This window comes from Klebsiella sp. HMSC16A12, from assembly GCF_001808265.1.
GTDB lineage: Bacteria > Pseudomonadota > Gammaproteobacteria > Enterobacterales > Enterobacteriaceae > Klebsiella > Klebsiella pneumoniae.
Genome location: NZ_KV792607.1, coordinates 1 through 24,341 on the forward strand (window position 1 = coordinate 1; position 24,341 = coordinate 24,341).

General features: G+C 55.5%; 22 protein-coding genes. 4 read left to right on the plus strand and 18 right to left on the minus strand.

All coding sequences use genetic code 11. The features are described 5' to 3' along the window. Positions 1 to 173: 173 nt before the first annotated feature. From ttdB to mdh, 6 genes are all read right to left on the minus strand, one after another. Positions 174 to 791: a L(+)-tartrate dehydratase subunit beta gene (ttdB, locus tag HMPREF3140_RS11900; RefSeq protein ID WP_004188410.1), complete on the minus strand. Its 618-nt coding sequence runs from the start codon at positions 789 to 791 to the stop codon at positions 174 to 176. Continuing rightward, positions 791 to 1,690, minus strand: coding sequence for a L(+)-tartrate dehydratase subunit alpha (gene ttdA / locus HMPREF3140_RS11905; RefSeq protein WP_004181427.1), 900 nt, complete (start codon positions 1,688 to 1,690; stop codon positions 791 to 793). Before ttdA ends, ttdB begins: the two co-directional genes overlap by 1 nt. A 32-nt stretch (positions 1,691 to 1,722) precedes the next feature. Further along, a complete protein-coding gene (locus HMPREF3140_RS11910; protein WP_004181428.1) occupies positions 1,723 to 2,991 on the minus strand; it encodes an SLC13 family permease in 1,269 nt (422 codons plus the stop codon). 211 nt (positions 2,992 to 3,202) lie between these two features. Beyond that, positions 3,203 to 3,868, minus strand: coding sequence for a GntR family transcriptional regulator (locus HMPREF3140_RS11915; protein WP_004181429.1), 666 nt, complete (start codon positions 3,866 to 3,868; stop codon positions 3,203 to 3,205). Further along, on the minus strand, positions 3,855 to 4,484 hold the full coding sequence (locus tag HMPREF3140_RS11920; RefSeq protein WP_004181430.1) for a GntR family transcriptional regulator: 630 nt from the start codon (positions 4,482 to 4,484) through the stop codon (positions 3,855 to 3,857). Before HMPREF3140_RS11920 ends, HMPREF3140_RS11915 begins: the two co-directional genes overlap by 14 nt. Positions 4,485 to 4,614: 130 nt before the next feature. Further along, complete coding sequence (gene mdh / locus HMPREF3140_RS11925) at positions 4,615 to 5,553, minus strand: malate dehydrogenase (protein ID WP_002918570.1); 939 nt, start codon at positions 5,551 to 5,553, stop codon at positions 4,615 to 4,617. Positions 5,554 to 5,967: 414 nt separating this feature from the next. On the opposite strand from mdh, the gene argR reads away from it, so the two are divergent. The 3 genes from argR (at position 5,968) to yhcN-B (ending at position 7,442) form a co-directional block, all read left to right on the plus strand. Further along, positions 5,968 to 6,438: a transcriptional regulator ArgR gene (gene argR, locus HMPREF3140_RS11930; protein ID WP_002918625.1), complete on the plus strand. Its 471-nt coding sequence runs from the start codon at positions 5,968 to 5,970 to the stop codon at positions 6,436 to 6,438. Between the two features lie 375 nt (positions 6,439 to 6,813). After that, a complete protein-coding gene (gene yhcN / locus HMPREF3140_RS11935) occupies positions 6,814 to 7,077 on the plus strand; it encodes a peroxide/acid stress response protein YhcN (protein ID WP_002918626.1) in 264 nt (87 codons plus the stop codon). Between the two features lie 98 nt (positions 7,078 to 7,175). Continuing rightward, positions 7,176 to 7,442, plus strand: coding sequence for a DUF1471 family stress response protein YhcN-B (yhcN-B, locus tag HMPREF3140_RS11940; RefSeq protein WP_002918627.1), 267 nt, complete (start codon positions 7,176 to 7,178; stop codon positions 7,440 to 7,442). 50 nt (positions 7,443 to 7,492) lie between these two features. On the opposite strand, the gene HMPREF3140_RS11945 is transcribed toward yhcN-B, so the two are convergent. From HMPREF3140_RS11945 to aaeX, 4 genes are all read right to left on the minus strand, one after another. Beyond that, positions 7,493 to 7,768, minus strand: coding sequence for a barstar family protein (locus tag HMPREF3140_RS11945; protein WP_002918629.1), 276 nt, complete (start codon positions 7,766 to 7,768; stop codon positions 7,493 to 7,495). Between the two features lie 79 nt (positions 7,769 to 7,847). Continuing rightward, positions 7,848 to 9,815, minus strand: a complete 1,968-nt coding sequence (gene aaeB / locus HMPREF3140_RS11950; RefSeq protein WP_032412484.1) for a p-hydroxybenzoic acid efflux pump subunit AaeB — start codon at positions 9,813 to 9,815, stop codon at positions 7,848 to 7,850. A gap of 5 nt (positions 9,816 to 9,820) precedes the next feature. After that, a complete protein-coding gene (aaeA, locus tag HMPREF3140_RS11955; RefSeq protein ID WP_002918639.1) occupies positions 9,821 to 10,753 on the minus strand; it encodes a p-hydroxybenzoic acid efflux pump subunit AaeA in 933 nt (310 codons plus the stop codon). A 7-nt stretch (positions 10,754 to 10,760) separates the two neighbouring features. After that, positions 10,761 to 10,964: a p-hydroxybenzoic acid efflux pump operon protein AaeX gene (gene aaeX, locus HMPREF3140_RS11960; RefSeq protein WP_002918640.1), complete on the minus strand. Its 204-nt coding sequence runs from the start codon at positions 10,962 to 10,964 to the stop codon at positions 10,761 to 10,763. Positions 10,965 to 11,095: 131 nt separating this feature from the next. On the opposite strand from aaeX, the gene aaeR reads away from it, so the two are divergent. Beyond that, the gene (gene aaeR / locus HMPREF3140_RS11965) at positions 11,096 to 12,025 is read left to right on the plus strand and encodes an HTH-type transcriptional activator AaeR (protein WP_002918641.1); all 930 of its coding nucleotides are present in this window, start codon (positions 11,096 to 11,098) and stop codon (positions 12,023 to 12,025) included. Positions 12,026 to 12,060: 35 nt separating this feature from the next. Here aaeR and tldD read toward each other — a convergent pair whose 3' ends face one another. From tldD to csrD, 8 genes are all read right to left on the minus strand, one after another. Beyond that, a complete protein-coding gene (tldD, locus tag HMPREF3140_RS11970; RefSeq protein WP_023317316.1) occupies positions 12,061 to 13,506 on the minus strand; it encodes a metalloprotease TldD in 1,446 nt (481 codons plus the stop codon). Between the two features lie 88 nt (positions 13,507 to 13,594). After that, positions 13,595 to 17,392 (minus strand): AsmA2 domain-containing protein YhdP, encoded by a 3,798-nt coding sequence (gene yhdP / locus HMPREF3140_RS11975; RefSeq protein WP_004174111.1) that lies wholly within the window; start codon positions 17,390 to 17,392, stop codon positions 13,595 to 13,597. Positions 17,393 to 17,429: 37 nt separating this feature from the next. Next, on the minus strand, positions 17,430 to 18,899 hold the full coding sequence (rng, locus tag HMPREF3140_RS11980) for a ribonuclease G (RefSeq protein WP_002918644.1): 1,470 nt from the start codon (positions 18,897 to 18,899) through the stop codon (positions 17,430 to 17,432). A 2-nt stretch (positions 18,900 to 18,901) separates the two neighbouring features. Then, positions 18,902 to 19,483 carry a Maf family protein gene (locus tag HMPREF3140_RS11985; protein ID WP_002918646.1) on the minus strand — a complete coding sequence of 194 codons (582 nt, stop codon included), beginning with the start codon at positions 19,481 to 19,483 and terminating at the stop codon, positions 18,902 to 18,904. Between the two features lie 7 nt (positions 19,484 to 19,490). Beyond that, positions 19,491 to 19,979: a rod shape-determining protein MreD gene (gene mreD / locus HMPREF3140_RS11990; RefSeq protein WP_002918648.1), complete on the minus strand. Its 489-nt coding sequence runs from the start codon at positions 19,977 to 19,979 to the stop codon at positions 19,491 to 19,493. Beyond that, positions 19,979 to 20,971, minus strand: a complete 993-nt coding sequence (gene mreC, locus HMPREF3140_RS11995) for a rod shape-determining protein MreC (RefSeq protein ID WP_004149974.1) — start codon at positions 20,969 to 20,971, stop codon at positions 19,979 to 19,981. The genes mreD and mreC overlap by 1 nt, the downstream gene beginning before the upstream one ends. Positions 20,972 to 21,041: 70 nt before the next feature. Continuing rightward, positions 21,042 to 22,085, minus strand: coding sequence for a rod shape-determining protein MreB (mreB, locus tag HMPREF3140_RS12000; protein ID WP_002918653.1), 1,044 nt, complete (start codon positions 22,083 to 22,085; stop codon positions 21,042 to 21,044). Positions 22,086 to 22,390: 305 nt separating this feature from the next. After that, the gene (gene csrD / locus HMPREF3140_RS12005) at positions 22,391 to 24,331 is read right to left on the minus strand and encodes an RNase E specificity factor CsrD (RefSeq protein WP_002918686.1); all 1,941 of its coding nucleotides are present in this window, start codon (positions 24,329 to 24,331) and stop codon (positions 22,391 to 22,393) included. Positions 24,332 to 24,341: the final 10 nt, after the last annotated feature.

Here is a 24,341-nt window from a genome sequence, read left to right on the forward strand (position 1 = left end):
CCTTCGCCTAACAGGATGGCATTGTCAGTCATAAAATGGCCTTTGGGGGGAGCGCAATAATGGCTTACGGTAGCCCACGTCAGCAGAGTGGATTTCCCCGGACCGCCTGGTCAGAAGCCTCGGTTTAGCAGTCAGCTGCCGCTGCCATTACTGCGCGATATATTCAATCGGGGTTATTTAATAAAGCTCACGTGTTTGCAGATTTCATCGGCGACAATTTCTTTGCGCTGATTAAAGATCACTTTATTCTGCTCAAACAGGTTATTGCCGTGAGTATCGATCGATACAATTAACGGCCCGAACTCTTTCACCCGGCAAACCCATAACGTTTCTGGCATGCCTAAATCACGCCATTGCGCATCTTCAATCTCTTCCACACAGACCGCGGCGACTACCGCGCAGCCGGCAGGGAACACACAGTGCAAGGCTTTATGTTCCATACAGCCCTCTTCGGTTCCTTTGCCCATACCGCCTTTGCCGACGATTAATTTCACACCGGTCTTAGCAATAAATTCTTTTTCAAATTTTTCCATGCGCATACTGGTGGTTGGCCCAACGGAGACCATTTCAAATTTATCTTCCGTACCTTTAATCGGGCGCACAATGGGCCCGGCATGTAATATCGCGCCACCAGCAACGTTTACCGGTAATTCACGTCCGCCCTCAATTAAGCGACGATGAGCCACATCACGGCAGGTCACAATATGGCCGTTGAGATAAATAATATCGCCCGCTTTAATATCCGCTAAATCTTCATCTTTAATGGGCGTAGTGAGTATTTTTTTAGTCATCAGAATGCCACTCCTGTGTGAGACGTAATGGTGTAGTTCAGGTCTTTATCGAAAACGATATGCCCTTTACGGTGCGACCAGCAGCCGACGTTGACCGCCACGCCAATAGTGGAAGGGTGGCGTGCGGTATTTTCGATATTGACGCCCATCACGGAGGTATTGCCGGACATTCCCTGCGGGCCAAGGCCAATTTTGTTGATGCCATCTTCGAGCATTTTTTCCAGCAATGCCGCACGTTCGTTGTCATTGTGCGAACCAATCGGACGCATCAACGCTTTCTTCGACAGCAGCGCCGCGGTTTCTACAGACGTCGCCACCCCAACGCCAACCAGCAGCGGCGGGCAGGCATTCAGGCCATAGCTGGTCATCACATCCAGCACGAAGCGAGTCACCCCTTCATAGCCAGCGCCCGGCATCAATACCATCGCTTTACCCGGCAGCGAGCAGCCGCCGCCAGCCATATAGGTGTAGATGCTGCACTGGTCGGAATTCGGAACGATCTCCCAGAATACCGTCGGCGTCCCTTTGCCGACGTTTTTGCCGGTGTTGTATTCATCAAAGGTCTCCACGCTGTTATGACGCAGCGGGGAGTCGATGGTAGCTTTGATTACCGATTCGCGCAGCAGCGCTTCCAGCTCGCCGATCAGCGGGAAGTTGGCGCCGCACTCCACTAGAAACTGGATCACGCCGGTGTCCTGGCAGGAAGGACGATCCAGTTCTTTCGCCAGACGTTGGTTTTCAATCATGGTGGTGAAGATCACATCGGCCAGTTGACTGGTCTCTTTCTTATGCAGATCTTGCAGCTTTGCCGTGACGTCATCAGGCAATACTTTGCCGGTATATCCCACGAACCTGGCCATAATGTCGGTCATGCGGGATATCTGTTCACTTTTGCTCATAAAGGCTCCTTAGTCAGAACAGCGTCCGTAAATTACGGATGAAAAGGGAAAAGGATTGGCAGCAGGATCAGGCTGACAATGGTAGAAACGATAATTAGAGGAATGCCGGATTTGGCGTAATCGACGAACTTATAGCCCCCGGCCGACAGCACCATCATGTTGGCAGGCATCCCGATCGGCGTCGCATAGGCGCAGGAGCTACCGATTACCGTCGCCATCAGTACCGCACGCGGATCGGCGCCCATACCGGCGGCAATCGACAAACTCACCGGCACCAGCAACGCGACGGTGGCGGTATTAGACATAAAGTTGGTCATCACCACGGAGAGGGCAAAGACCACTACCAGCAGCATAAACGGTGAGGAGTTATTACCCAGCAGGCCGATAACCTGATCGGCAACCAGCTTACCCGCACCGGTCATTTCCAGCGCTTTAGCCAGCGCCAGGGTGCCGCCGAAGATAAAAATAGTTTGCGAATCAATGGCTTTATAAGCCTGTTTTTCCGTCAACACGCCGGTGATGACCAGCACCAGGGCACCAATGCAGCCGGCTACAGTCAGACTAATACCGGTCTGTTTTTCGAAAATCATGCCGAGGATCGTGGCGATCAGCACCACCAGGGACAGGATCTGCTTCCAGCGCGGAACGTGGCTGTAATCCCGCTGTTCGCCAATGCTGCCCACCTCACTACTGTTCGAGTTATTAGGCAGAAACTTATAGCCGATGGTTAGGAAATAGAGGATGCCGCAGACCAGCATCGGCAGGCCCACTTTCGCATACTCAAAGAAACCGAAGCCGCTGCCGATATTCTGCAAGGCCGATTGCGCGATCAAGTTACCGGGGGCGCCAATCAGCGACAGGTTGCCGCCAAGCGCGGCAGCAAACACCAGCGGCATCAGCAGACGCGAACGGGTGAATCCCGATTTGGCGGCTACACCGATAACGACCGGGATCAAAACGGCTGCCGTACCGGTATTGGAGAGAAAACCGGACATTACGCCAACCACCACCATAATGATGAAGATCAGCTGCTTCTCCGTTTTGGCGAAGTGGGTGATCACGCCACCGACTTTGTTTGCCATCCCGGTTTCAAATAACGCCCCGCCAACGATGAACATGGCGACAAAAAGAATGACGTTGCTGTCGATAAAACCGGCAAACGCCTGCTTGAGATCCAATACACCGGTGAGCACTAACGCCACACAAACCACCATGGAAGTCACTGCCAGTGGCACTTTCTCCCAGACAAACATGATGATAGCGAACACCAGCAAACATAGGGTGATGGTAATAGGTTCCATACTTATAATTTTTCCTATCAATGATATATGATATTGTATCCAATATTGACGAAGGAGAAATTATTCCCATGCAAAAAGTAAGTCAATGCGTTTTTGCGGAATGATCGCGCAATGAGATCTGCATCAAGATCCTGTGCAGATCGTCACGAAAAGTAACTAATAGCGCAGATAAATGTAAGAAAAGCCAGCCTGTCGCTGGCGGAGGAGCCCTTCAGGTGGTGGTATCGGGCAGGTATCGAGTGAGCATATTTTCCATCGAGCGAATAATATGTTCATGCATTCGCTGGCGGGCCAGTGCTTCGTTATGTTGCTCAAGCGCTTGTAAAATCGCTTTATGTTCGCGAATTGAGATAACGGCATACTCTTCTTCGGTGACTTTATGTCCCATCGACAGGCCGTTCCACATGTTGCAGAGTAGCATCTTCATTTTTTCATTGCCCGCCGCGCTCCAGATCTCCATATGGAAAGCCTGGTTCAGGTCGGAATATTCAGCAGAATTATTGTCTGCCAGCGCCTTCTCTGCGGCATAGTGAACCTGGGCGATGCGTGAAATATCGGTCCCTGGACGAGAAGCTTTCGCCACGGCTTCACTTTCCAGTACGGCGCGAATTTCATAATGTTCGCGGATGGTCTGCTCATTAATCCCCAGCACCACCGCGCCTTTATTCGGCCGCACTTGAATCAGACCGTCGGCGGCTAAAATTTGAAACGCTTCGCGTACCGGCATGCTGGAAACGCCAACCAGTCGGGCAATCCCTTCAAGGGTAATCTCCTGCCCTTCCACTAAATCCCGCGACAGGATCGCTTTACGCAACACCGCCGCCACCTGCTCCTTCGCGGAAAGAAGCTTAATTTTCCCTAATTTAGGCTTCTGCACTTTCCCAATCCTTCATATGTTGACGCATAATTTCCGCAAGCATAAGGAAATAACGCTGCGTTGTCTGGGCAATTTTTCCGCCTTCGCCATTGCCGATGGCGTTGGCCAGTTCGCTCAGTATCAGAGCCGATTCCTGGCCATTCTCTTTCAGATAAAGAATGACATAAGAAATATAACCGTCCAAAAATTGCTGATACGCCTTCGCCAGGTAGCGATTATCAAGATAGGAAATCAGCAGCTGATGGAACGCCAGTTCGCGCGTATTCTCTCCCGGACGCGCCAGCTCCTGCGCGCGTGCGCGCAGCACTTCCCCCTGATTCGCCGGCACAAGGGCAAAGAGTTCGGCGGCCATCACCGCAATAACGCGAAAAATATGGCTCACATCCTCCACGGCCAAGGTGGAGACCTGCATATGCCGGTTAGGCAAGCGCACCAGAAACCCTTCCTGCTCAAGAGATTGCAGCGCTTCCCTAACCGGCATACGTGAAAGTCCCAGCTGTTCCGCGATGCTCTCTTGCGTCAGCTCATCCCCAGCCTTCATCGCACCGGAAAGGATCTGGTAGCGAATCATCTGCGCGATTTGGTCCCGGGTCGGCTTTCTTTCAATCTTTTTCACGCTGTCCTCATGGCTGGTGGCTTAAAACGCGGGGATTTTAGCAGATTTGCCCGGCAGCAGGCGCATTGGGGCGAAAAGTGAGGTAATAAAAAGCCGGAACTGCGGTTCCGGCTCTTCTGTTAGGGCGAGATTACTTGTTGACGAAGTCTTCGCCGAGCGCGATATCTTTCTTCAGGGTGTCCAGCATGCCCTCCAGCGCCTGCTGTTCAAAGGCGCTGAGTTTGCCGATAGACTGTCGCTCTTCCACGCCGTTTTTCCCCAGCAGTAGCGGCTGGGAGAAGAAACGCGCATAGTGGCCGTCGCCTTCCACGTAGGCGCACTCCACCACGCCTTTTTCCCCCTGCATGGCGCGAACCAGAGAGAGACCAAAACGGGCAGCCGCCTGGCCCATCGACAAGGTCGCCGACCCGCCGCCCGCTTTCGCTTCCACGACTTCAGTACCGGCGTTCTGAATACGTTTAGTCAGGTCGGCAATTTCCTGATCGCTAAAGCTGACGCCGGGGATCTGCGACAGTAAAGGCAGAATGGTGACCCCGGAGTGACCACCAATGACCGGGACTTCCACCTCGGTTGCCGATTTACCTTTCAGCTCAGCCACAAAGGTATTGGAACGGATGATGTCCAGCGTGGTAACGCCGAACAGTTTGTTTTTATCGTACACGCCGGCTTTTTTCAGTACTTCGGCGGCGATAGCCACGGTGGTATTCACCGGGTTGGTGATAATGCCGATGCAGGCCTGCGGGCAGGTTTTGGCAATCTGCTGCACGAGGTTCTTCACGATACCCGCATTCACATTAAACAGGTCGGAACGATCCATGCCGGGCTTACGCGCCACGCCCGCGGAGATCAGCACTACATCCGCGCCTTCCAGCGCCGGAGTAGCGTCTTCACCGGAAAATCCTTTAATTTTTACATCTGTGGGGATATGACTTAGATCTACCGCCACGCCCGGCGTAACCGGAGCGATGTCGTACAACGAGAGCTCTGAACCTGAAGGCAGTTGGGTCTTAAGTAGTAGGGCAAGCGCCTGGCCGATACCACCGGCAGCGCCAAGGACTGCAACTTTCATCCTAAACTCCTTATTATGGTTAATTTAGTCTTTCGTTATTCCGTCGCCTGGACCTTAATTCACAAGATGAACAATTACAATGATTATGGCTGAAGAATGCATTATTGTGCGTAGCAATAGAACAGCGGCGCACTTTATGCTTCCTGACTGACCATCCAGCAAAGCGAAGTACCGGATCGACTATTGGTTACAATACACCCAGCCAGTTGCGCAAAACAACACCAACTCAATAACATTTCATTTACTTTTACATGGCTTTAAGCGTTGTGATGAGAACATGTTCCTTATACGGTTTTTTTGCTAAAATATGCCCCCTTCATAACATTATTGACCTATCCTTTCGCGGATTATTTGCATAAAAATTCATGGTTATGCATAATGATGTTGATTTTACCACCATAATCTGGGTGACTTATGCGAAGTTCGGCAAAACAAGAAGAACTGGTTAAAGCGTTTAAAGCGCTGCTTAAAGAAGAGAAATTCAGCTCGCAGGGAGAGATCGTCCAGGCGCTGCAGGAAGAGGGCTTCGAGAATATCAACCAATCGAAGGTTTCCCGCATGCTCACCAAATTTGGCGCGGTGCGTACCCGTAACGCCAAAATGGAAATGGTCTATTGCTTGCCTGCCGAGCTTGGGGTACCGACCACCTCCAGCCCGCTGAAGAATTTGGTGCTGGATATCGACTATAACGATGCCGTAGTGGTGATTCATACCAGCCCCGGCGCCGCGCAGCTGATCGCCCGTCTTCTCGACTCGCTGGGCAAAGCGGAAGGCATTCTTGGCAGTATCGCCGGGGATGACACCATCTTTACCACGCCTGCGCGCGGTTTTACGGTGAAAGATCTGCACGACGCCATTCTGGTTCTGTTTGAGCAGGAACTCTGAGTAATTCCCCTCTGGCTACCGTCAGAGGGCGACTCCCTTTTCTTTTGCCTCTCCCCCCTTCCGGCACAACAACTATTTAACACTTAGTGTCATTTACGCCGTCTATACGTTCTTTTACTAACGCGAAAATCGTAAAACGCACAAAAGATCAAATTCGTATACCTTTATGAATTTATTAGAAATAAATCTTATCGCTGTCGCTAACGTGTCATTTTTAATTCTTATCCGTTATAAAAAGCGCAATCTATTGTAACTATTAACGCACAAAACAATTAGCATGGTATTAATATTTTTGGTGATTAGTGTATACTTGGTTTTGTGATGAGGGTCACGAAACAAAGACCCCCAACAAAAAGATTCGACGAGGTGAACATCATGAAAATCAAAACCACTGTAGCTGCTATCAGCATCCTGTCCGTCGTGTCGTTTGGCGCTTTCGCCGCTGATATTATCAACAGCGAGCAGGCCCAGGGCCGCGAGGCCATCGGCACGGTTTCCGTCGGCGCGGTAGCATCTTCCCCGATGGATATGCATGAAATGCTGAACAAAAAAGCGCAGGAAGAAGGGGCTTCTTCTTACCGCATTATTGAAGCCCGCACTGGCGACCACTGGCATGCCACTGCTGAGCTGTATAAATAAGTTTTAGACGTCAACGATTAACCTGACAAAAATTCTCTACCGCGGCCCGGCGACATACATCGCCCCGCCGCGGCAAAACAAAGACTGGAGTAAAGATTATGAAACGCGCAATGATCATCGCATCCCTTGGCCTGGCTTCCCTTCTCTCTTTCGGTGCCAGCGCGGCTGTCCAGCAAGTGAACGCAGAGCAAGCCCAAAATCTGCAATCCATGGGCACCATCTCCGTATCCCAGGTAGGTAGTGCGCCAATGGACATGCGTCAGGAACTGGCGGCTAAAGCCGAGAAAGAAGGCGCCAGCAGCTACCGTATTATTGAAGCACGTACCGGCGATAGCTGGCACGCCACCGCTGAGCTGTACAAATAAACCCTCGTCGTCTTATTTCGACGACTTGCCCCCGCCTGCCGGGGGCTTTTTTATGCTTGTCGGGCATTAAAACGCAACTCCCCCTCCAGCTCTTCCTCTGCTTCATCAAACAATAAAATCAATGCGCCAAAGCGCCGGCGCTGCTTGTCATTTAAATGGATGAACTCAATATCCAGCGGCAGCGGTAGCAGGCCACCGGTCACTGCGTCCCATAGCGAATCCAGGTTGTTGACCTTATCCTGAGCCAGCTCGAAGGTTCGGGAAAACTCCCGGTAGAAATCCTGTTGTTCGGCGATTTCGTCAAAATCAAACGTATAGGTGGTCATGACAGCCCCTCCCGCTTCTCTTTCTGTCGCCGTTAAGTATAGCGATAAAAAAACCGACGCCTGGGCGTCGGTTTATGGGTTAGCTGCTGGTCAGCACATGCTGGTACTTATGCAACATCTCAACCAGTCGCCGTACCGGCTCGGTAACCTGCGGCGAGGCCTCCCAGACTCGCAGCTTCTCCTGATAGACATCAAGCTCCGCCAGCAACTGGGTAAAATAGCGCCGACGCTTATCATCGCTGCCGGCGGAGATCACATGGTCCGCGGTTCGTCGCAGCTGACGATGGAAGGCGGAGAGATCGTCATTCACCGGCACGGGCGCATCGCGCAAGCGCTGATGGGCGATGATTAACGTCAACGCCAGACGGAAACGGGCGACGTCACCTGGGAATTTATTGAGTAATAAAAACAGCTGCTGATAGAGCGCGGGCAGATGATTCTCTTTGCGACGCGCCGAGTTGGTGGTCAGCGAAGAGACCGCCGCGGAGACAAACTGGTTCAGCAGCACCCGACCGGTTCTGGCCCGGGAGTTATCCCTGACAATAAGAATAACCATCAGAGCGAGGAAACAGCCGACGATCTGCCCCAGCGCGCTATCGAGGAACTGGCTGAACTGGAACTGCATCGGATTATCCAGCACCAGAATGTTGATGGTGCTCGCCAGCGCCCCCAGCGATCCGAGACGCCTTTTCTGCACTTCGATCCCGATAAAGAACGCCATCGCCGCCAGGCTGATGCAAAGCAACAGCATGCTCTGCTGCGTCGCCGGCATGATCACCAGGAAGTACAAGGTGCCCAACGGTAACGCCGCCAGGGTGCCATAGAGGAAGTCTATCGCCACCATTCGGGGATTCGGCAGGCGCATCGCCAGCGCGGTAACCACGGCGATCATTACCATCGCGCCGCTGCCTGAGGTCCAGCCCGTCCACAGCCAGAATAGCGTTCCGAGAATACAGGAGACAGAGGTGCGCCAGAAGTTCACCATCGCGTGATGACGTTCGGCGGACTCCACTTTAACCACCGTTTCGCCGCGCAACACGCCATCCTCGATACGGCTGATTTTAGTATTCCCCACCACGCCGCGCTTAAGCAGCAGGTAACGCGTGGCGGCGCCCACCCAGCTATAAATCGTGACCGGGGTATTATGCTCGCCTTTCCAGGTCAGGAAGCGGCGCATGCGCTTCAGCTGCTGGTGAACATCCTGCACCGTCTCAACCGGCTCGGCGAACAGCTCGCGATAGTCGTCCGTGACCATTTCCGGGCGTGAGTTCTGAATCAGATAGGTTTCGCAAGCCTGGGTGATAAGGGTTAGCGAAAGGGTGTTGATCGCCTTCAGGCGCTGATTGGCCTTTGCCCAGCGTGAGGATTCCATAATCAGGTTACTACGCATACCTTCCAGCGCCGTAGTGCGGCGTACCAGCGCTCCCCAGGCTTGATCCACTTCCTCTTTATCACCGTGCGCGACGCATAACTGCATCAGCTTATACTGTGCAATCAGCAGATTATCGAGCTCGAGGTCGATCTCTTTTTTAATCGAACGCGGCGAAAACAGGAGATCGGCGACGATGGCGCTGACAATACCGATGACAATTTCGCTGCAGCGTTCGACAGCAAACTGCGGCGCCAGCATCGGATTGGTATGGATGGTAATAATGATAATCAGCGCGGTGTACCCGGCCAGCCCCCAGGCATAGGAGTTTTCGACCTTGACCAGCGACGAAACCCAGGTACAAAACCCGGCCCACAGACAGCAGACCAGCATCATCAGCAGAGGCGCGCGGATCATCAGGATGATGATAACCAGCGCCGCAATACAGCCAATAAAGGTCCCGGCAATACGCAACATACCGCGATAGCGGATCGCGCCGGAGTACGGTTCGCCGCCAGCAGCAAAGGCCGGCCCGGCGGCGACGATCGCTGCCGTCAGTACCGCCCAGCGCGGCGTTTCGAGCTGAAAATGGAAACCGACAAACAGCGCCAGCACCACCGCGCATGCAAGCTTAATGGCAAAGCGGAGATGCCGGGGAGCAATGGTATATGTCCCCATAGCGATTAACCAAATTCGCGCAGGCGCATAGCCAGTTTCTGGAAGAAGTTGGCCTGGCTGGTATCACGATCTTCTTGACCGGTGATCACTACCGTCGCCGTGGTGCCCGATGGCCACAGATTCCCCTGCTGGTGATCGAGGCGAATACGCACCGGCACACGCTGCGCCAGACGCACCCACTCAAGGTTGGAGTCGACCGAGGCCATCCCTTTCGAGTCGCTGCTGCTGCTGGCGTTGGTCACCCCCGCAGCGATACTGTCCACCGTCCCTTTAATGGTTTTGCTGCTGCCCAGCGGGGTAATCTCCGCACGATAGCCTGGACGGACGCCCTCCAGTTTGGTCTCTTCCAGATAGGCCATGACGTAAAACGTATTCTCTTTCACCAGCGCCACCGCCGTGGAGCCACGGGTGATAAATTCCCCAGTGTAGACGTTAAGGTTAGTCACCCAGCCATCCGCAGGGGCGCGAATGACCGTCCGCTCCAGATCTAGCCTGGCCAGGTCGCGACTAGCCACCGCTTTCGCCAGCTGATGTTCAACGGTTTGCAGTACGTTGTTCGCCTGATCAATCTCTTCCCGCGACATCGCCTGTACGCCAAGCTTATTACGCCGACCGGCTTCGACGCGTTTTTCCTGAGCTAACGTCTGATAATAGGCGACATCAGCTTCCGCCTGCGCCAGCGCTTTTTGGTAACGAGGTTGGTCAATAACGAACAATACCTGGTCTTTCTTAACCAGTTGGTTATCCTTGACGTTTACCTGAGAAATCAGCCCGGAGACGTCGGGGGCAATCGCCACAATGTCGGCGCTAAAGCGCGCATCACGCGTCCACGGCGAGGCGGTGTAATAAACCCAGGCGCGGAAAATCGCCACGAAGGCCAGAATGACCAGTATCACGGTAATGGCAGTACGGAGGATATTTCTTGTTAGTGTTTTCACATCAACCTCAAACGAACAAGCGCGATATCAAATAAAAAAGGCAGCAATAGAGCGCCGTATTAAACAGTGCTGGGTGCCAGACAAAATCGTAAATGCCGGTCGGAACCAGCAGTCGGTGCACCAGCCAAAAGATAGCCAGCGACAAAAGCAACTCGAAGAAGATCGGCGGAAACGATAAGCCGAAAATCACGATGACAGGAAACAGACTCATGATGACCTTGAATAAGAAGCGTACAGGTAGTGAGCAGATGCGTTTATTATGTAGCTAACAATATATTAACGTAACGATTGCCGCATTATCTACAATGTGTGATCTAAATCACTTTTAAGCCAGAGTGAATAATGGAACGATTAAAACGCATGTCCGTTTTCGCCAAAGTGGTCGAATTAGGTTCATTCACCGCAGCGGCCCGCCAGCTTCAGATGAGCGTTTCCTCGATCAGTCAGACCGTCGCCAAACTGGAAGATGAGCTGCAGGTAAAGCTACTCAACCGCAGCACCCGCAGCCTTGGCTTAACTGAAGCAGGTAAAATCTATTACCAGGGCTGCCGTAGGATGCTGTTTGAAGCGCAGGATGTCCATGAGCAATTATACGCATTTAACAATACCCCCATCGGGACGCTGCGCATCGGCTGCTCTTCAACTATGGCACAGAATGTTCTGGCGCGCATAACGGCGAAAATGCTCAAAGAATACCCCGGGCTCTCTGTTAATCTGGTCACCGGCATACCTGCGCCAGACCTGATCGCCGACGGCCTTGACGTGGTGATCCGCGTGGGCGCCCTGCAGGATTCCAGCCTTTTTTCCCGCCGCCTGGGCTCAATGCCGATGGTATTATGCGCCGCTAAAAGCTATCTGGCGCAGGCTGGCAATCCAGAGAAACCGGCCGACCTTGCCGGACATGCCTGGCTGGAATATAGCGTGCGGCCGGACAATGAGTTTGTCATTATCGCGCCGGAAGGGATCTCGACCCGCCTCACCCCGCAGGGGCGCTTCGTGACCAACGACCCTATGACGCTGGTGCGCTGGCTGACCGCCGGGGTGGGTATCGCCTATGTACCCTTAATGTGGGCGATCGAAGAGATCAACCGCGGTGAGCTTGAGATCCTGCTGCCCAGCTATCAGTCCGATCCGCGACCGGTCTACGCCCTGTATACGGAAAAGGATAAACTGCCGCTGAAAGTGCAGGTCTGTATCAACTATCTGACGGAGTATTTTGTCGACGTGGCGAAGATCTATCAGGGCATGCACGGGCGCGGGATCGCCCGGTGAAGCGGTTCCCGGCAGCGCCGGGAACCAGGTCAGGATCAGGCGGTGCCGCCGACGGTAAGGTTATCGACCTTCAGGGTCGGCTGGCCGACGCCCACCGGCACGCTCTGGCCCTCTTTGCCACAGACGCCGACGCCGTTATCCAGGCGCAGGTCGTTGCCCACCATCGAAATCTGCTGCATGGTCTCAATGCCGGAGCCAATCAGCGTGGCCCCTTTCACCGCCTTCGTGACCTTCCCTTTTTCGATCAGATAGGCCTCGGAAGTGGAGAAGACGAATTTACCGGAGGTGATATCCACCTGCCCGCCGCCGAAGTTAGGCGCAAAGATACCGTAGTCGACCGATTCGATAATCTCCTGTGGCGTCGACTGGCCCGCCAGCATATAGGTGTTGGTCATACGCGGCATCGGCAGATGGGCATACGACTCACGTCGGCCATTGCCGGTCGGTGCGACGCCCATCAGGCGCGCGTTGAGTTTATCCTGCATATAGCCTTTCAGAATGCCGTTTTCGATTAGCACGTTGTATTGCCCCGGCGTCCCTTCGTCATCAATGGCCACCGAGCCACGGCGATCGGCGATGGTGCCGTCATCCACTACGGTGCACAGCTCAGAGGCGACTAATTCCCCCATATGGCCGCTAAAGACCGAGGTGCCACGCCGGTTGAAATCGCCTTCCAGCCCATGGCCGACCGCTTCATGCAGCAGGACGCCAGGCCAGCCGGCGCCGAGCACCACCGGCAGCATCCCCGCAGGGGCGGCGACCGCCGAGAGGTTGACCAGCGCCATGCGCACCGCTTCTTTCGCCCAGGCATCAGCCCGCACGTCGCCCTCCTGGGAGGCGAGGAAATAGTCATAACCAAAACGCCCGCCACCGCCGCTGCTGCCGCGCTCACGCTTGCCATCCTCTTCCACCAGCACGCTGACGGAAAGACGAACCAGCGGACGAACGTCGGCGGCCAGAGTGCCATCGGTGGCGGCGACCAGGATGAGCTCATACACCCCGCTCAGGCTGGCTGAAACCTCCTGCACCCGCTGGTCCGCCGCCCGGGCGACTTTGTCTACCCGGCGCAGAATATCCAGCTTCTCTTCCCGGGTCATACTCTGCAGCGGGTCGATGCTGGTGTACAGGGCACGATGCTCTACGGCGCCGAGGGTCTGCACTTTGCCATTGCCGGAGTCGCGCACAATGGTCCGCGCCGCCTGGGCGCTCTGCTCCAGCGCCAGTTTGCTGATCTGATCGGCGTAGGCAAAGCCCGTTTTTTCGCCGCTGACGGCGCGCACGCCTACGCCCTGGTCGATATTGTACGACCCATCTTTAATGATGCTGTCTTCCAGAACCCAGGATTCGTGATAGCTCGACTGAAAATAGAGATCGCCGTAATCGAGGCGGCGCTCGGTCAGTTGACCAAGAATGGCAAACAGGTCCTGATGATTCAGGCCATTTGCCGACAGTAATTGTTCACTTACCAGGTTCAGACTCATCGTTATGCTACTCGTTTGTTGCCGCCTGACAGGCGGAAATACAGAAGGCTATCTATTGAGATTGCGGCAATTCCCGGCAATCGTCAAATCATTGCTTTTTATTGCTGCGCGCCTGGCGCAGCACTTCATTGATCTGCGGCTGGTCAATCGGGCCAGTGATGCGATAGCGCAGAATCGAAACTTTATTCCACAGCGGACCCAGCACTTTGCTGGCGGCAAATACCGCCGCGCCGACGATGGGGTTGACGGCAAAGGCCGCCGCCACGCCGACGGTCGCGGAGATCTCCGGCGCCACCACCGCCTGCAGATCCAGCTGGCGACGCACCAGATCGACCGACCCTTTCATAGCAATATCCGCTTCAAGGCCATCCACCAGCGTATCATCGGTATGCAGTACGCCATCCTTAATCCATGCCGTACTGTTAATCGAATCGAAGTAAAAGCCTTCGCTGAAGGTATCGCTGAAATCGAAACGCAGTTTACGCAGCAGGGCATCCACACTCAGCAGACGCAGCAGCTGGCCAGCGTGCCCGGTACTCAGGTCGGTAAACTGCCCCTTGCCCAGGTGGCTTTTAATGATGCCATTGAGCGACGCGACATCGGGTGACCAGGGCGGCGCGCGCCAGTGCAGATCGTAGTCGATATCAAACGGCGAATCCTTCACCGGCGTGGAGACGCCAAAGAAATCCGCAAATGCATCCGTCTTATTGCCGTGCAGTCTGCCTTTCAGCGAGGTTCGAACCCCTGAAGGGGCGTTCACCCACACGCCGTTGGTCGTCAGCCGGCCAAACCCGGTATCCACCAGGCCGTTGGAGAGCGTTAAGGTATCCCCTTTGATCGCCACATCCCCATCGATGCGGCCATATTTTTGTCCCCACAGCCAGCATTCCGCGCAGCGTAGCTGCAGATCGGGCCAGCCATGGAAATCCAGCCGCGTCGCCGTCTGGGGGGCCACATTCTCTGTTGCGTTCTGGCCGCTGGCGCTGGCCGGATTGAAATAGAGATAACGCACATTTGCCAGCCACGGAGCATTGTCGCGCATCGTCAATATGGCATTGATCTCACGCCCCTGCGCCTCAACCTGCGAGCCGCCGGCGACCGGCTGGGACATCAGACTGACGTTGTTCCACTGTTGCCCCGCGAGGGCCAGCGACGGCGTACGCAGCACAATGCGCGGTGGAAAGAGCACGCTGCTGCTCACTTCATTTGCCGCGCCGTTCTCGAAGAGCGCCAGCCACTGCGCGCCATCCATCGGCGGCAGGTTGAGCTCGATACCGGGCTGATCGGGCAGCGGAGAGTGCCCTTTGCTGTCAGTGGTAAGGATCGCTCTATCCAGCGTCAGCTTATGATTGAGCAACCAGCGGCTGTTAATATGATTCTTCGCCCCGATGGAGCCGGTCAGGTCGAAGCTGCTCAGGCCGCCGGCGACGTTAATTTTGACCGGAAGGGGTTCGCCGGCGGGCTTACTGACTGGCGAAGGTAAGCGACTGCTCACATTCTTCAGATCGCCGTTGATATCGACCTTATAGCTGGCATTGCCATGGTACGGCAGTTCGATGGCGACCTTGCCATCCCACGGGACGCTACCGCTCAACGCCTCACTCACGGCTTTCGGCAGCAGCCCGGTGCGCGACGGCTGCCAGTTGGCATTCATCCCGACATCCACCAGAAACGCTTTTTCACCTTCGCGGGTGGAAAAATTGAGGTTCAGCGGCTGATTAAACCAGGTCGCGCTCAACGTTTGACTATTGAGATCGCCATTCACAAAGCTGAAATTACCGCTCAGGTTCTGCAGCGTAGTATCTAACGGTTTGATAAACAGGCTATTATTCTGCAGGCGCACATCGCCTTTCGCGGTGGTCATCTCGCCGTCGAGGGGGATATTAAGATGTAAGCGAGCGCTCACATCCCCATCCAGCTGCAGGGAATCCAGCGCTGCCCCGAGCGACTCTTTCAGCGGCGTAGTATTAAAGTAAGGTCCAACCTCTTTGCCCGGGCCTTTGATATCGGCATCAATCAGCAGTTTTTCCTGCGCATAGTCCGGGATCGCGGCATCGAGATTGCTGGCGGTCACGTTGCCAAGCATCGCTTTATCCGCCCGCATCCACAGGCCGTTGTTGATAAAATTGAGGTCGATGTTCAGCCCGGTTAGCGCCGGCCAGTCCGGTTGGAAGGCAAAAGTGGCGTTCTTCAGCGGAACATAAACCTGGAATTGGCCTTCATTATGCGGATAAGGGAATAGATGCGGATTGCCGCCATACACCAGCGTCGCATCGCTGGCTTGCCCCGCTTTAATCGCGCCGCTCAGATAGTCCACCAGCGCTTTGCCCATCAGATTTTCCGGGAAATAACGCCATGCCTGGCCACCGTCATTGGTGCTGATGCCCGCCAGAATGCCCAGCCAGGGATCGTCCCCCTGCGGTTGCAGATAGCGGAAGCCGCCGCGGGCGCGTACGCCTGTCGCCTGCACGTCTATATCGCGGCCATCAAGCATAAACCCTTTGTCGTTTTTCACCCAACTGAGCGTGGCTTCGCCAGCGGCTATCTCCAGCGGCGCGCGGAAGACGCCGGCATACGGCATCAGCGCCTTCGCCATATGGGCGCGTAATTCCCCGTGCTCAACGCTGCCATTCAGACTGCCGGAGAAGTGCTCTGCCCCAGGCAGGAGTTTCCACTGCTTCCACGCCAGATCGCTCCACTGCGCCTGAAAACGCGTTTTCTCCGTCGCCTGCAGGGGGATATCGAGAGCCAGCAAATTGATTTTGCCGCCAGGCTGCGTGGTACGCCAGAGTTCGCCCAGAGAAGGCGCCAGCTTATCAGCAAACGGCTGTAACCCGCTCAGGCCGCTGAGGGCCAAATTGCTGGCGCGAATACGTAACTCATCGCTACGCTGACGATCGTCGCCACCAACGTCCTGCGCCGGGATCCATGCCATCGCCAGGGCTCCGCTTGGCCAGGGTTTATCATCGATAGCGATCCGCGTATCGGGAATATAAAAGGCCCAGCTTTGCTTATCATGGGAGAGATGCGCCGTCAGGTTATCCACCGACAAATGATGGACTTCGTTATCGCCCTGCCAGCTGGCGCCCCCTTTTTTCAGCCATACGTCGCCGCTGGCCACATCGCCTTTTTCAATGGTCATCCAGCCTTCGAGGCTGAAGCGGGCGCTTTTCAGGGCGATATTGTCCTGCATCCAGCGTCCCAGCCACGGTTTGACGTCGATATCATCCGCCTGTAGCCAGACCCGGCCTTTATTCAGCAGGCCATCCTCATCGCGAAGATCCATCCGCACCTGCATGACGCCATGCTGGCCGGTGAGGCTGGAGAGGCTGAGCTGCCCCTCGGCGCGATGACGGTTCCTGCCGTTAAGCCATGTCAGTTGCGGAACCGCCAGCTCCGCCCGCTGACCGGAAAGGGTCAGGAAGCTCAGATGGCTGTCGCGCAGAGTAAAGTGATCGAACTGACGTAAAAAGAGATCGCTGATGCGGTCGGTTTTCAGGCTTTCGCCACCGTCATTGGTCTGAATAGGGGTATTGGTATGGACCTGCAGCTGCCAGAAGGTGAGGTCGCGGAACTGCCAGCGCATATGCAGCAGGCTCTGCCAGACATCCAGCGCCAGGGTTACGCGCTTGACCGCCATTGTGCCGCCATCTTTCAGCCCGACATGGATATCGCGGGCGTCTAACGTCGGACCAAAAGTCTGCCAGCTGGCGGTGATCTGCGAGGCGTCCACCGGCGTACCGGTGAGGGTGGAGATCTTCTCCAGCAGCTGCGGACGCCAGGCGTCGAGCTGTGGCAACACGAGACGCAAGCCACTCACCAGCAGCGCGACGATAACAATCAATGTTGCCACGGTGAGCAATAAAATCCCGGGCAGTCGCCTCACGCCTCTCTCCTTGTCAGCCGCACAATGACGCGGTGTCTTACATCATAACCACATCGAACTGCTCTTGATTATAGAGCGGCTCAATTTGTACCTTCACCTGCTTGCCGACAAAGATTTCCACTTCCGCCAGCGCATGCGACTCTTCCCCTTTCAGGGTTTCCGCCACCGCAGGGGAAGCATAGACCAGGAAGCGATCGGAATCATAAGCATGATGTACGCGGACGATCTCACGCATAATCTCATAGCACACCGTTTCCACCGACTTTACCGTTCCACGTCCGTGGCAGGTTGGGCACTCGTTGCACAGCACATGCTCCACGCTTTCACGGGTGCGTTTACGGGTCATCTCCACCAGGCCCAGCTGGGAGAAGCCGTTAATGCTGGTCTTCACCCGATCTTTACTCAGCGCCTGCTCTAAAGAGTGCAACACCCGTCGACGGTGATCTTCATTGTTCATGTCTATGAAATCAATGATGATAATGCCGCCGAGATTACGCAAACGTAGCTGGCGGGCTATCGCCTGGGTGGCTTCGATGTTGGTATTGAAGATCGTATCGTCAAGATTGCGGTGCCCGACAAAGGCCCCGGTGTTGATATCGATGGTGGTCATCGCCTCGGTCTGGTCGATGATCAGATAGCCCCCCGATTTGAGCTCGACTTTACGCTCCAGCGCGCGCTGAATTTCGTTCTCAACGTCAAAGAGATCGAATATCGGCTGACGGCCGCTGTAGTGTTCCAGCTTGCTGGTCATTTCCGGGATATATTCGGCGGTGAATTCGAGCAACGCCTCATAGGTCAGGCGCGAGTCGACGCGAATGCGATCCAGTTGCGCATCGGCAAAATCACGCAGCACGCGCTGGGCCAGAGCCAGCTCGCCATACAGCTGATAGCGGGTCTGGTTGCGCTTTTTGCGCTCCATCACCTTGGTCCATACGCGCTTAAGATAAGCGGCATCGGCGGCCATCTCCTGCTCGTGAACGCCTTCCGCAGCGGTGCGAATGATAAACCCGCCCTGCTCATCGCAATATTCTGCGACGACCTTTTTTAGGCGCTCGCGCTCGGCTTCGCTTTCAATCCGCTGAGAGACCCCCACGTGGGAGGCGCCTGGCATAAAGACCAGATAGCGGGAAGGCAGGGTAATATCGGTGGTCAGACGCGCGCCTTTGGTACCCAGCGGATCTTTAACCACCTGGACCATCAGGTCCTGGCCCTGGCGCACCAGCTCCGAAATATCGCGCACGGTAAACTGCTTTTGCTCCTCACCGGCGACGCACTCGGTATGCGGCATGATATCGGAGGCGTGAAGGAACGCCGCCTTATCCAGACCAATATCTACAAAAGCCGCCTGCATTCCCGGCAGCACTCGGCTAACACGACCTTTGTAGATATTGCCTACTATTCCGCGTCGCGCTTCACGCTCAATATGGATTTCCTGCAGAATACCGCCATCAATATACGCAACGCGCGTTTCGGATGGCGTTACGTTAACTAATAATTCAGCCGTCATCTTTATCCCTTTCCTTTACGCAGTGAGTTAAAGTTACTGAGCAACTCATACGTTTCCACCAGCGGTAAGCCGACTACGGCGTGATAGCTGCCATTAATCTTCCTGACGAAGCAACCACCCAACCCTTGAATACCGTATGCACCTGCTTTATCTAAAGGCTCGCCGCTGGCCACATAATCGGCGATATCCTGCTCGCTGAGCCGCCGGAAGGTCACTTCCGTGACCACCAGACAGTCCAACGTTTGCTGCTTATCCGCCAGCGCCACCGCGGTCATGACCTGATGGGTGTGGCCGGAAAGCAAACGCAGCATCGCTGCAGCGTGTTCGGCGTCGCGCGGTTTTTCCAGCACTTCGCCGTTCAAAATGACAATCGTATCCGCTCCCAGCACCGGCAAATCGCGGGTGGCCATCGCCACCCCGGCCTGCGCTTTTTCGCGCGCCAGGCGGACGACATAGTGCTGGGCGCTCTCCTGCGGCTGGCGCTGCTCCTCGATACCAGGAACCAGACGCTCGAAAGCGAGACCAAGCTGAGTCAGCAGTTCCTGCCGACGCGGGGAACCAGAAGCGAGATACAGAGTTGTCATATCAACCTTATTGCACTGCAAATTGCTGACGCACTTTACGCATCAGCAGGAAGAGCCATGGCCAGAGGATGCCGTTTACTACACTACTCCAGAATACTTCCGGACGGAAAGAGACGTTGATCACTAAAAACTCTGCCCAGAAAACAATGATATCCACGGCCAGGGATAACAGCATTACCACCAGCGCCTGCTGCCACAGCGCCAGGTTACGGAACAGTTGATACTTCAGCGCGACCAGATAGGCGACGATGCTTAAAGACAGCGCGCGAACGCCGAGCGTTGAACCGCTGATGAGATCAAGAATAGCCCCCATCACGAAACCCGTCCCCACGTTTACCCGGTGCGGCAACGCGAGGATCCAGTACAGCAGGATCAATAATACCCAGTTGGGCCGGAAAACGCTGATGTCCGCCGGCCAGGGCATAATTTGCAGCAATAGCGCGATAAGAAACGAGAGCCAGATAACCCAGCGTCCCTGGCTACGGTAACTTGCCACTATTGCCCCCCTGCAGGCTGCGACGGCTGAGGCGGCGTCAACCCGGTGGCGGGCGCCGGCATCTGCGGCCCCATCGCATCCGGCGCAGGCAGTACCTGCGGCATCATCTGCATCAGACGTTCGTTAGCCACCCGATGAACCTCTTCCGGGGTCATCGGGTTAGCGCCATTACGATCGGCGCCCCACAGCAGCAACAGATAGCGCAAGCGCTGCAGCCCGGCCGTCGGACGCGCCTGAATCACGGTATAGGCGCGCTGGGTGTCCAGTTTCACCGAGGAGACTACCCCGACCGGATACCCTTCAGGGAAACGACCGCCGAGACCGGAGGTCACCAGCACGTCGCCGACGCGAATATCGGTATTTGCCGGCAGATGCTCAAGCTGGAGATCGTCCGTGCAGCCGTTACCGGCGGCAATGACGCGAATGTCGTTACGCAGAACCTGGATCGGCAGCGCATGAGTGGCATCGCAGATCAGCAGCACCCGGCTGGTCATTTTCGCCACGGCCACGACCTGCCCCACGACGCCTTTATCGCTGATAACCGGCTGGCCTTCATAGACGCCGTTCACGCTGCCTTTGTCAATAACCACCTGATCGCTGTAAGGGTCGTTGACCGTTGAGATGACCTGCGTCACCATTTTTTGCTCGTCCTGGCGCAGCGGCGAGCCAAGCAGTTCACGCAGGCGCGCGTTCTCCTGCTTGTACTGGCCCAGCATCAGCAGATCGCTGTTTTTCAGCAACAGCTCCTGGCGCAGCGCACGGTTTTCCAGTTCGAGCTGGTCGCGGGTAGCTAGCGTCTGCGATACGCTGTCGAGCAGTTCCCGGGGACCATTAGAGACAAAGTAGAAAGGGCTGACGGCTGTATCCATGTACGTTCTGATTTGACTGAACGTACCCAGGCGGCTGTCGGCGATAATCACGCCAAGCGCCACCAGCACCGCCAGAATAAGGCGAATCTGTAGCGAGGGGCCACGGCTAAAAATTGGCTTCATAGGCTATGCGTATTCTCGTGTCAGTAAAGACCAGGGGCAGCTCGTATGCCGCCCCGGACCTTCAGGCTGACTACTCTTCGCTAAACAGGTCGCCGCCGTGCATGTCGATCATCTCCAGCGCCTTGCCGCCGCCACGCGCTACGCAGGTCAGCGGATCTTCAGCAACCACGACTGGAATACCGGTTTCTTCCATTAACAGACGGTCCAGGTTGCGCAGCAGCGCACCACCGCCGGTGAGAACCATCCCGCGTTCAGAGATATCAGACGCCAGTTCCGGCGGGCACTGCTCAAGGGCAACCATGACCGCACTCACGATGCCGGTCAGAGGCTCCTGCAGCGCTTCAAGAATTTCGTTTGAGTTCAGGGTGAAGCCGCGTGGCACGCCTTCCGCCAGGTTACGACCGCGCACTTCAATTTCGCGCACTTCATCGCCCGGGTAAGCCGAACCGATTTCATGCTTGATACGTTCAGCGGTCGCTTCACCGATCAGGGAGCCGTAGTTACGACGCACGTAATTGATAACGGCTTCGTCGAAGCGGTCACCGCCGATACGTACAGAAGAGGAATAGACCACGCCGTTCAGGGAGATAACCGCCACCTCAGTGGTACCGCCACCGATATCCACCACCATGGAGCCGGTCGCTTCAGAAACCGGTAAGCCTGCGCCAATCGCTGCCGCCATCGGCTCTTCGATCAGGAAGACTTCACGGGCGCCTGCGCCCTGCGCGGATTCACGAATAGCGCGACGTTCGACCTGGGTTGCGCCAACCGGTACACACACCAGCACGCGCGGGCTCGGGCGCATAAAGCTGTTGCTGTGCACTTGTTTGATAAAGTGCTGCAGCATCTTTTCCGTCACGAAGAAGTCAGCGATAACGCCGTCCTTCATCGGGCGAATCGCCGCGATATTACCCGGGGTACGGCCGAGCATCTGCTTCGCTTCATGACCCACGGCGGCGACGCTTTTCGGCGATCCGGCACGATCCTGACGAATGGCCACCACGGAAGGCTCATTCAATACGATGCCTTGTCCTTTTACGTAAATAAGGGTATTCGCGGTACCCAGGTCAATGGACAGGTCATTGGAAAACATGCCACGAAATTTTTTTAACATACTAAGGGATAATCCTGAAAGCTGGGGCGGAAAACAAAATCCGCTTACTTTACCAACCACACGCAGCAGCGACAAGGCGCAAAAATCACCTGCTGCGGTGAAAATTAGTGCAGTTCATTTCCTTTGTTACAAATTTTCCCGACTCCGTTCATTGCTGAAATCTTCAGCAGCGCTCCACGCCTGAATTTGTAACCTGTCAAAGGAGGGTCACTGGCATTTACATTGCGATGATCCGGCAGGTAGACAAGCACACCCCCTTCACGATGGCGCGCGTTATTCTACGTGAAATCACGCTAAACGGCAGATCAAACCGAGTATCTTTGCGAATATTTTTTCACATTTGTGTCAAGTGGCTGTGAGGCGGCAAAAAATTCCCCCTGCCCGCCCGTGACACCGCATTGGGACAGTACCAACCACTCGCTGCGGCTACGTACGCCCGTCGCAAAAACTTGCATAGGCATGCCTTTACAGGCTTCCACCAGGCTTTGCACCAGCAGTTGGTTCTCGCTGCGCTTTTCGATGTTGCGCGCCAGACCCGGATGCAGTTTGATCAGCTCCGCATCCAGCTGCTTGATCCAGCTGGTTCCAACCAGGGTTAACCCCGCCTGAACCACTGCCACCCGAACGCCCAGAGCGTTAACCAATCGCATAACCGGCTGCAGACGGCCGATATATTGACAAACATCTGCCTCTGCAAGTTCAAAAATAATCCGCTGACGCTGCGATTTTTCACACTGCATCAAGGCATCGCGCAGCCAGCGCTGGAAACGCGGACGGATCAGCGACTCCACCGACAGCTGGAGCGCCAGATTCTCCTCGGGCCAGAAGCCTAAAAACGGCAGCAGGCGCGTTACCTGCAGGCGGTCATACTCCTCCGCCAGGCCAAACTGCAGCACCATCGGCATGTATTCCGCTGCAATCACCTCTTCTTTACCGTCGTACATCCGCGACATCAGTTCACGATGATGTACCCGCCCGTCGCGGGTGACAGCAGGTTTTTGGTACAACCGCGGCCCGCCGCGGCTCAGCATCTGTTCGATCAGCGTTCGCCAGCGAACGTTGCCACGACCTTTCTCCGGAAGGGTGTCATCATAGACCGACCAGCTGTTGCTGCCCTGCAGCACCGCGTTGCGCGTCGCCGCTTCCGCATGTTCCATCACCTGCGCCGCCGATTGCCCGCTGCGGAAAGAACAGATGCCGATATGCATCATATCGTCGCGATCGAGGATACGCGTTGGAGGCAGCGCATCCATCGCCTTCAGCAACAGGCCGGCGATACTATCCGCCTCTTTCAACGTACGGTGCGGCAGCAGCACGGCGAAGTCGCTACGGTGATAGCGCGCCAACAGCGCGCCGGGGTAACGCATAATAAAGGTAGAGAGCAGGTTGATAAGCGTAAAGTAATGTTCTTCGGCCGCCGCCCGTCCCCAGTTGTCCCGTAGCAGATCAAACTCCGGCAGACGGATCATCATCACGATGCCGTAGGCTCCCACCTTCTCCTGGTCTTCCAGCAGCGTGGCCAGCTGATTGTCAAAAAACAGGCGGTTATTCAGTCCGGTTTTCGAATCCTGCGCCGCGTAGGAGCGAATAAGCGTATCCATCCGGCTGCGCTGATCGCTGGCGAACTGCAGCTCCGACAGCAGCATATCCAGCGCGCTACTGGTGCTGGCCGGCCATTCATAGACCGACCCGCGCACCTGCGGCCCGCGCTCGCCGCTCAGGATACGCGTGGAACGCAGCTCCAGCAGCTCCTGGCCGGCCAGCTGGCGGCGGATCCAGCGGACGGCGAAGAAAATAATTACCACCATGAAGCCAATGGAGATCGACAGCGGGGCAGTGATCGACAGCGAACGGAAATAGTTCACCATCGGGTCAACGTAGACCAGATGCAGCGTAATACCAGGATGTTTAAGCGACTGAACCGTGATCTCACGGAATTGCTCATGGCTGCCGAGCGGGCGATAGCTATCGGGTCGGGAATGGCTGTAGAGCGGTTTGCCGTTGAGCATGAAATCGATATGCACGATCTCGATCGGCGTCATCAGCTCATCCAACTGCGGTTCAAGCTTATCGAAAGAGGTGGTGATGAGCCGGTTATCCAGCATGGTCGCCACCGCCTGAACGCGGTTTTCGACCTTGTTCTCAATGCCGTTATAAAAACTCAGCGAAGCGCCAATCAGCGTGACAAAGATGGTCAGGCTAGTTAGCAGCGTAATAAAGGCTGAGAACTTCGTCGTTAATCGCATCCCTGTGTTA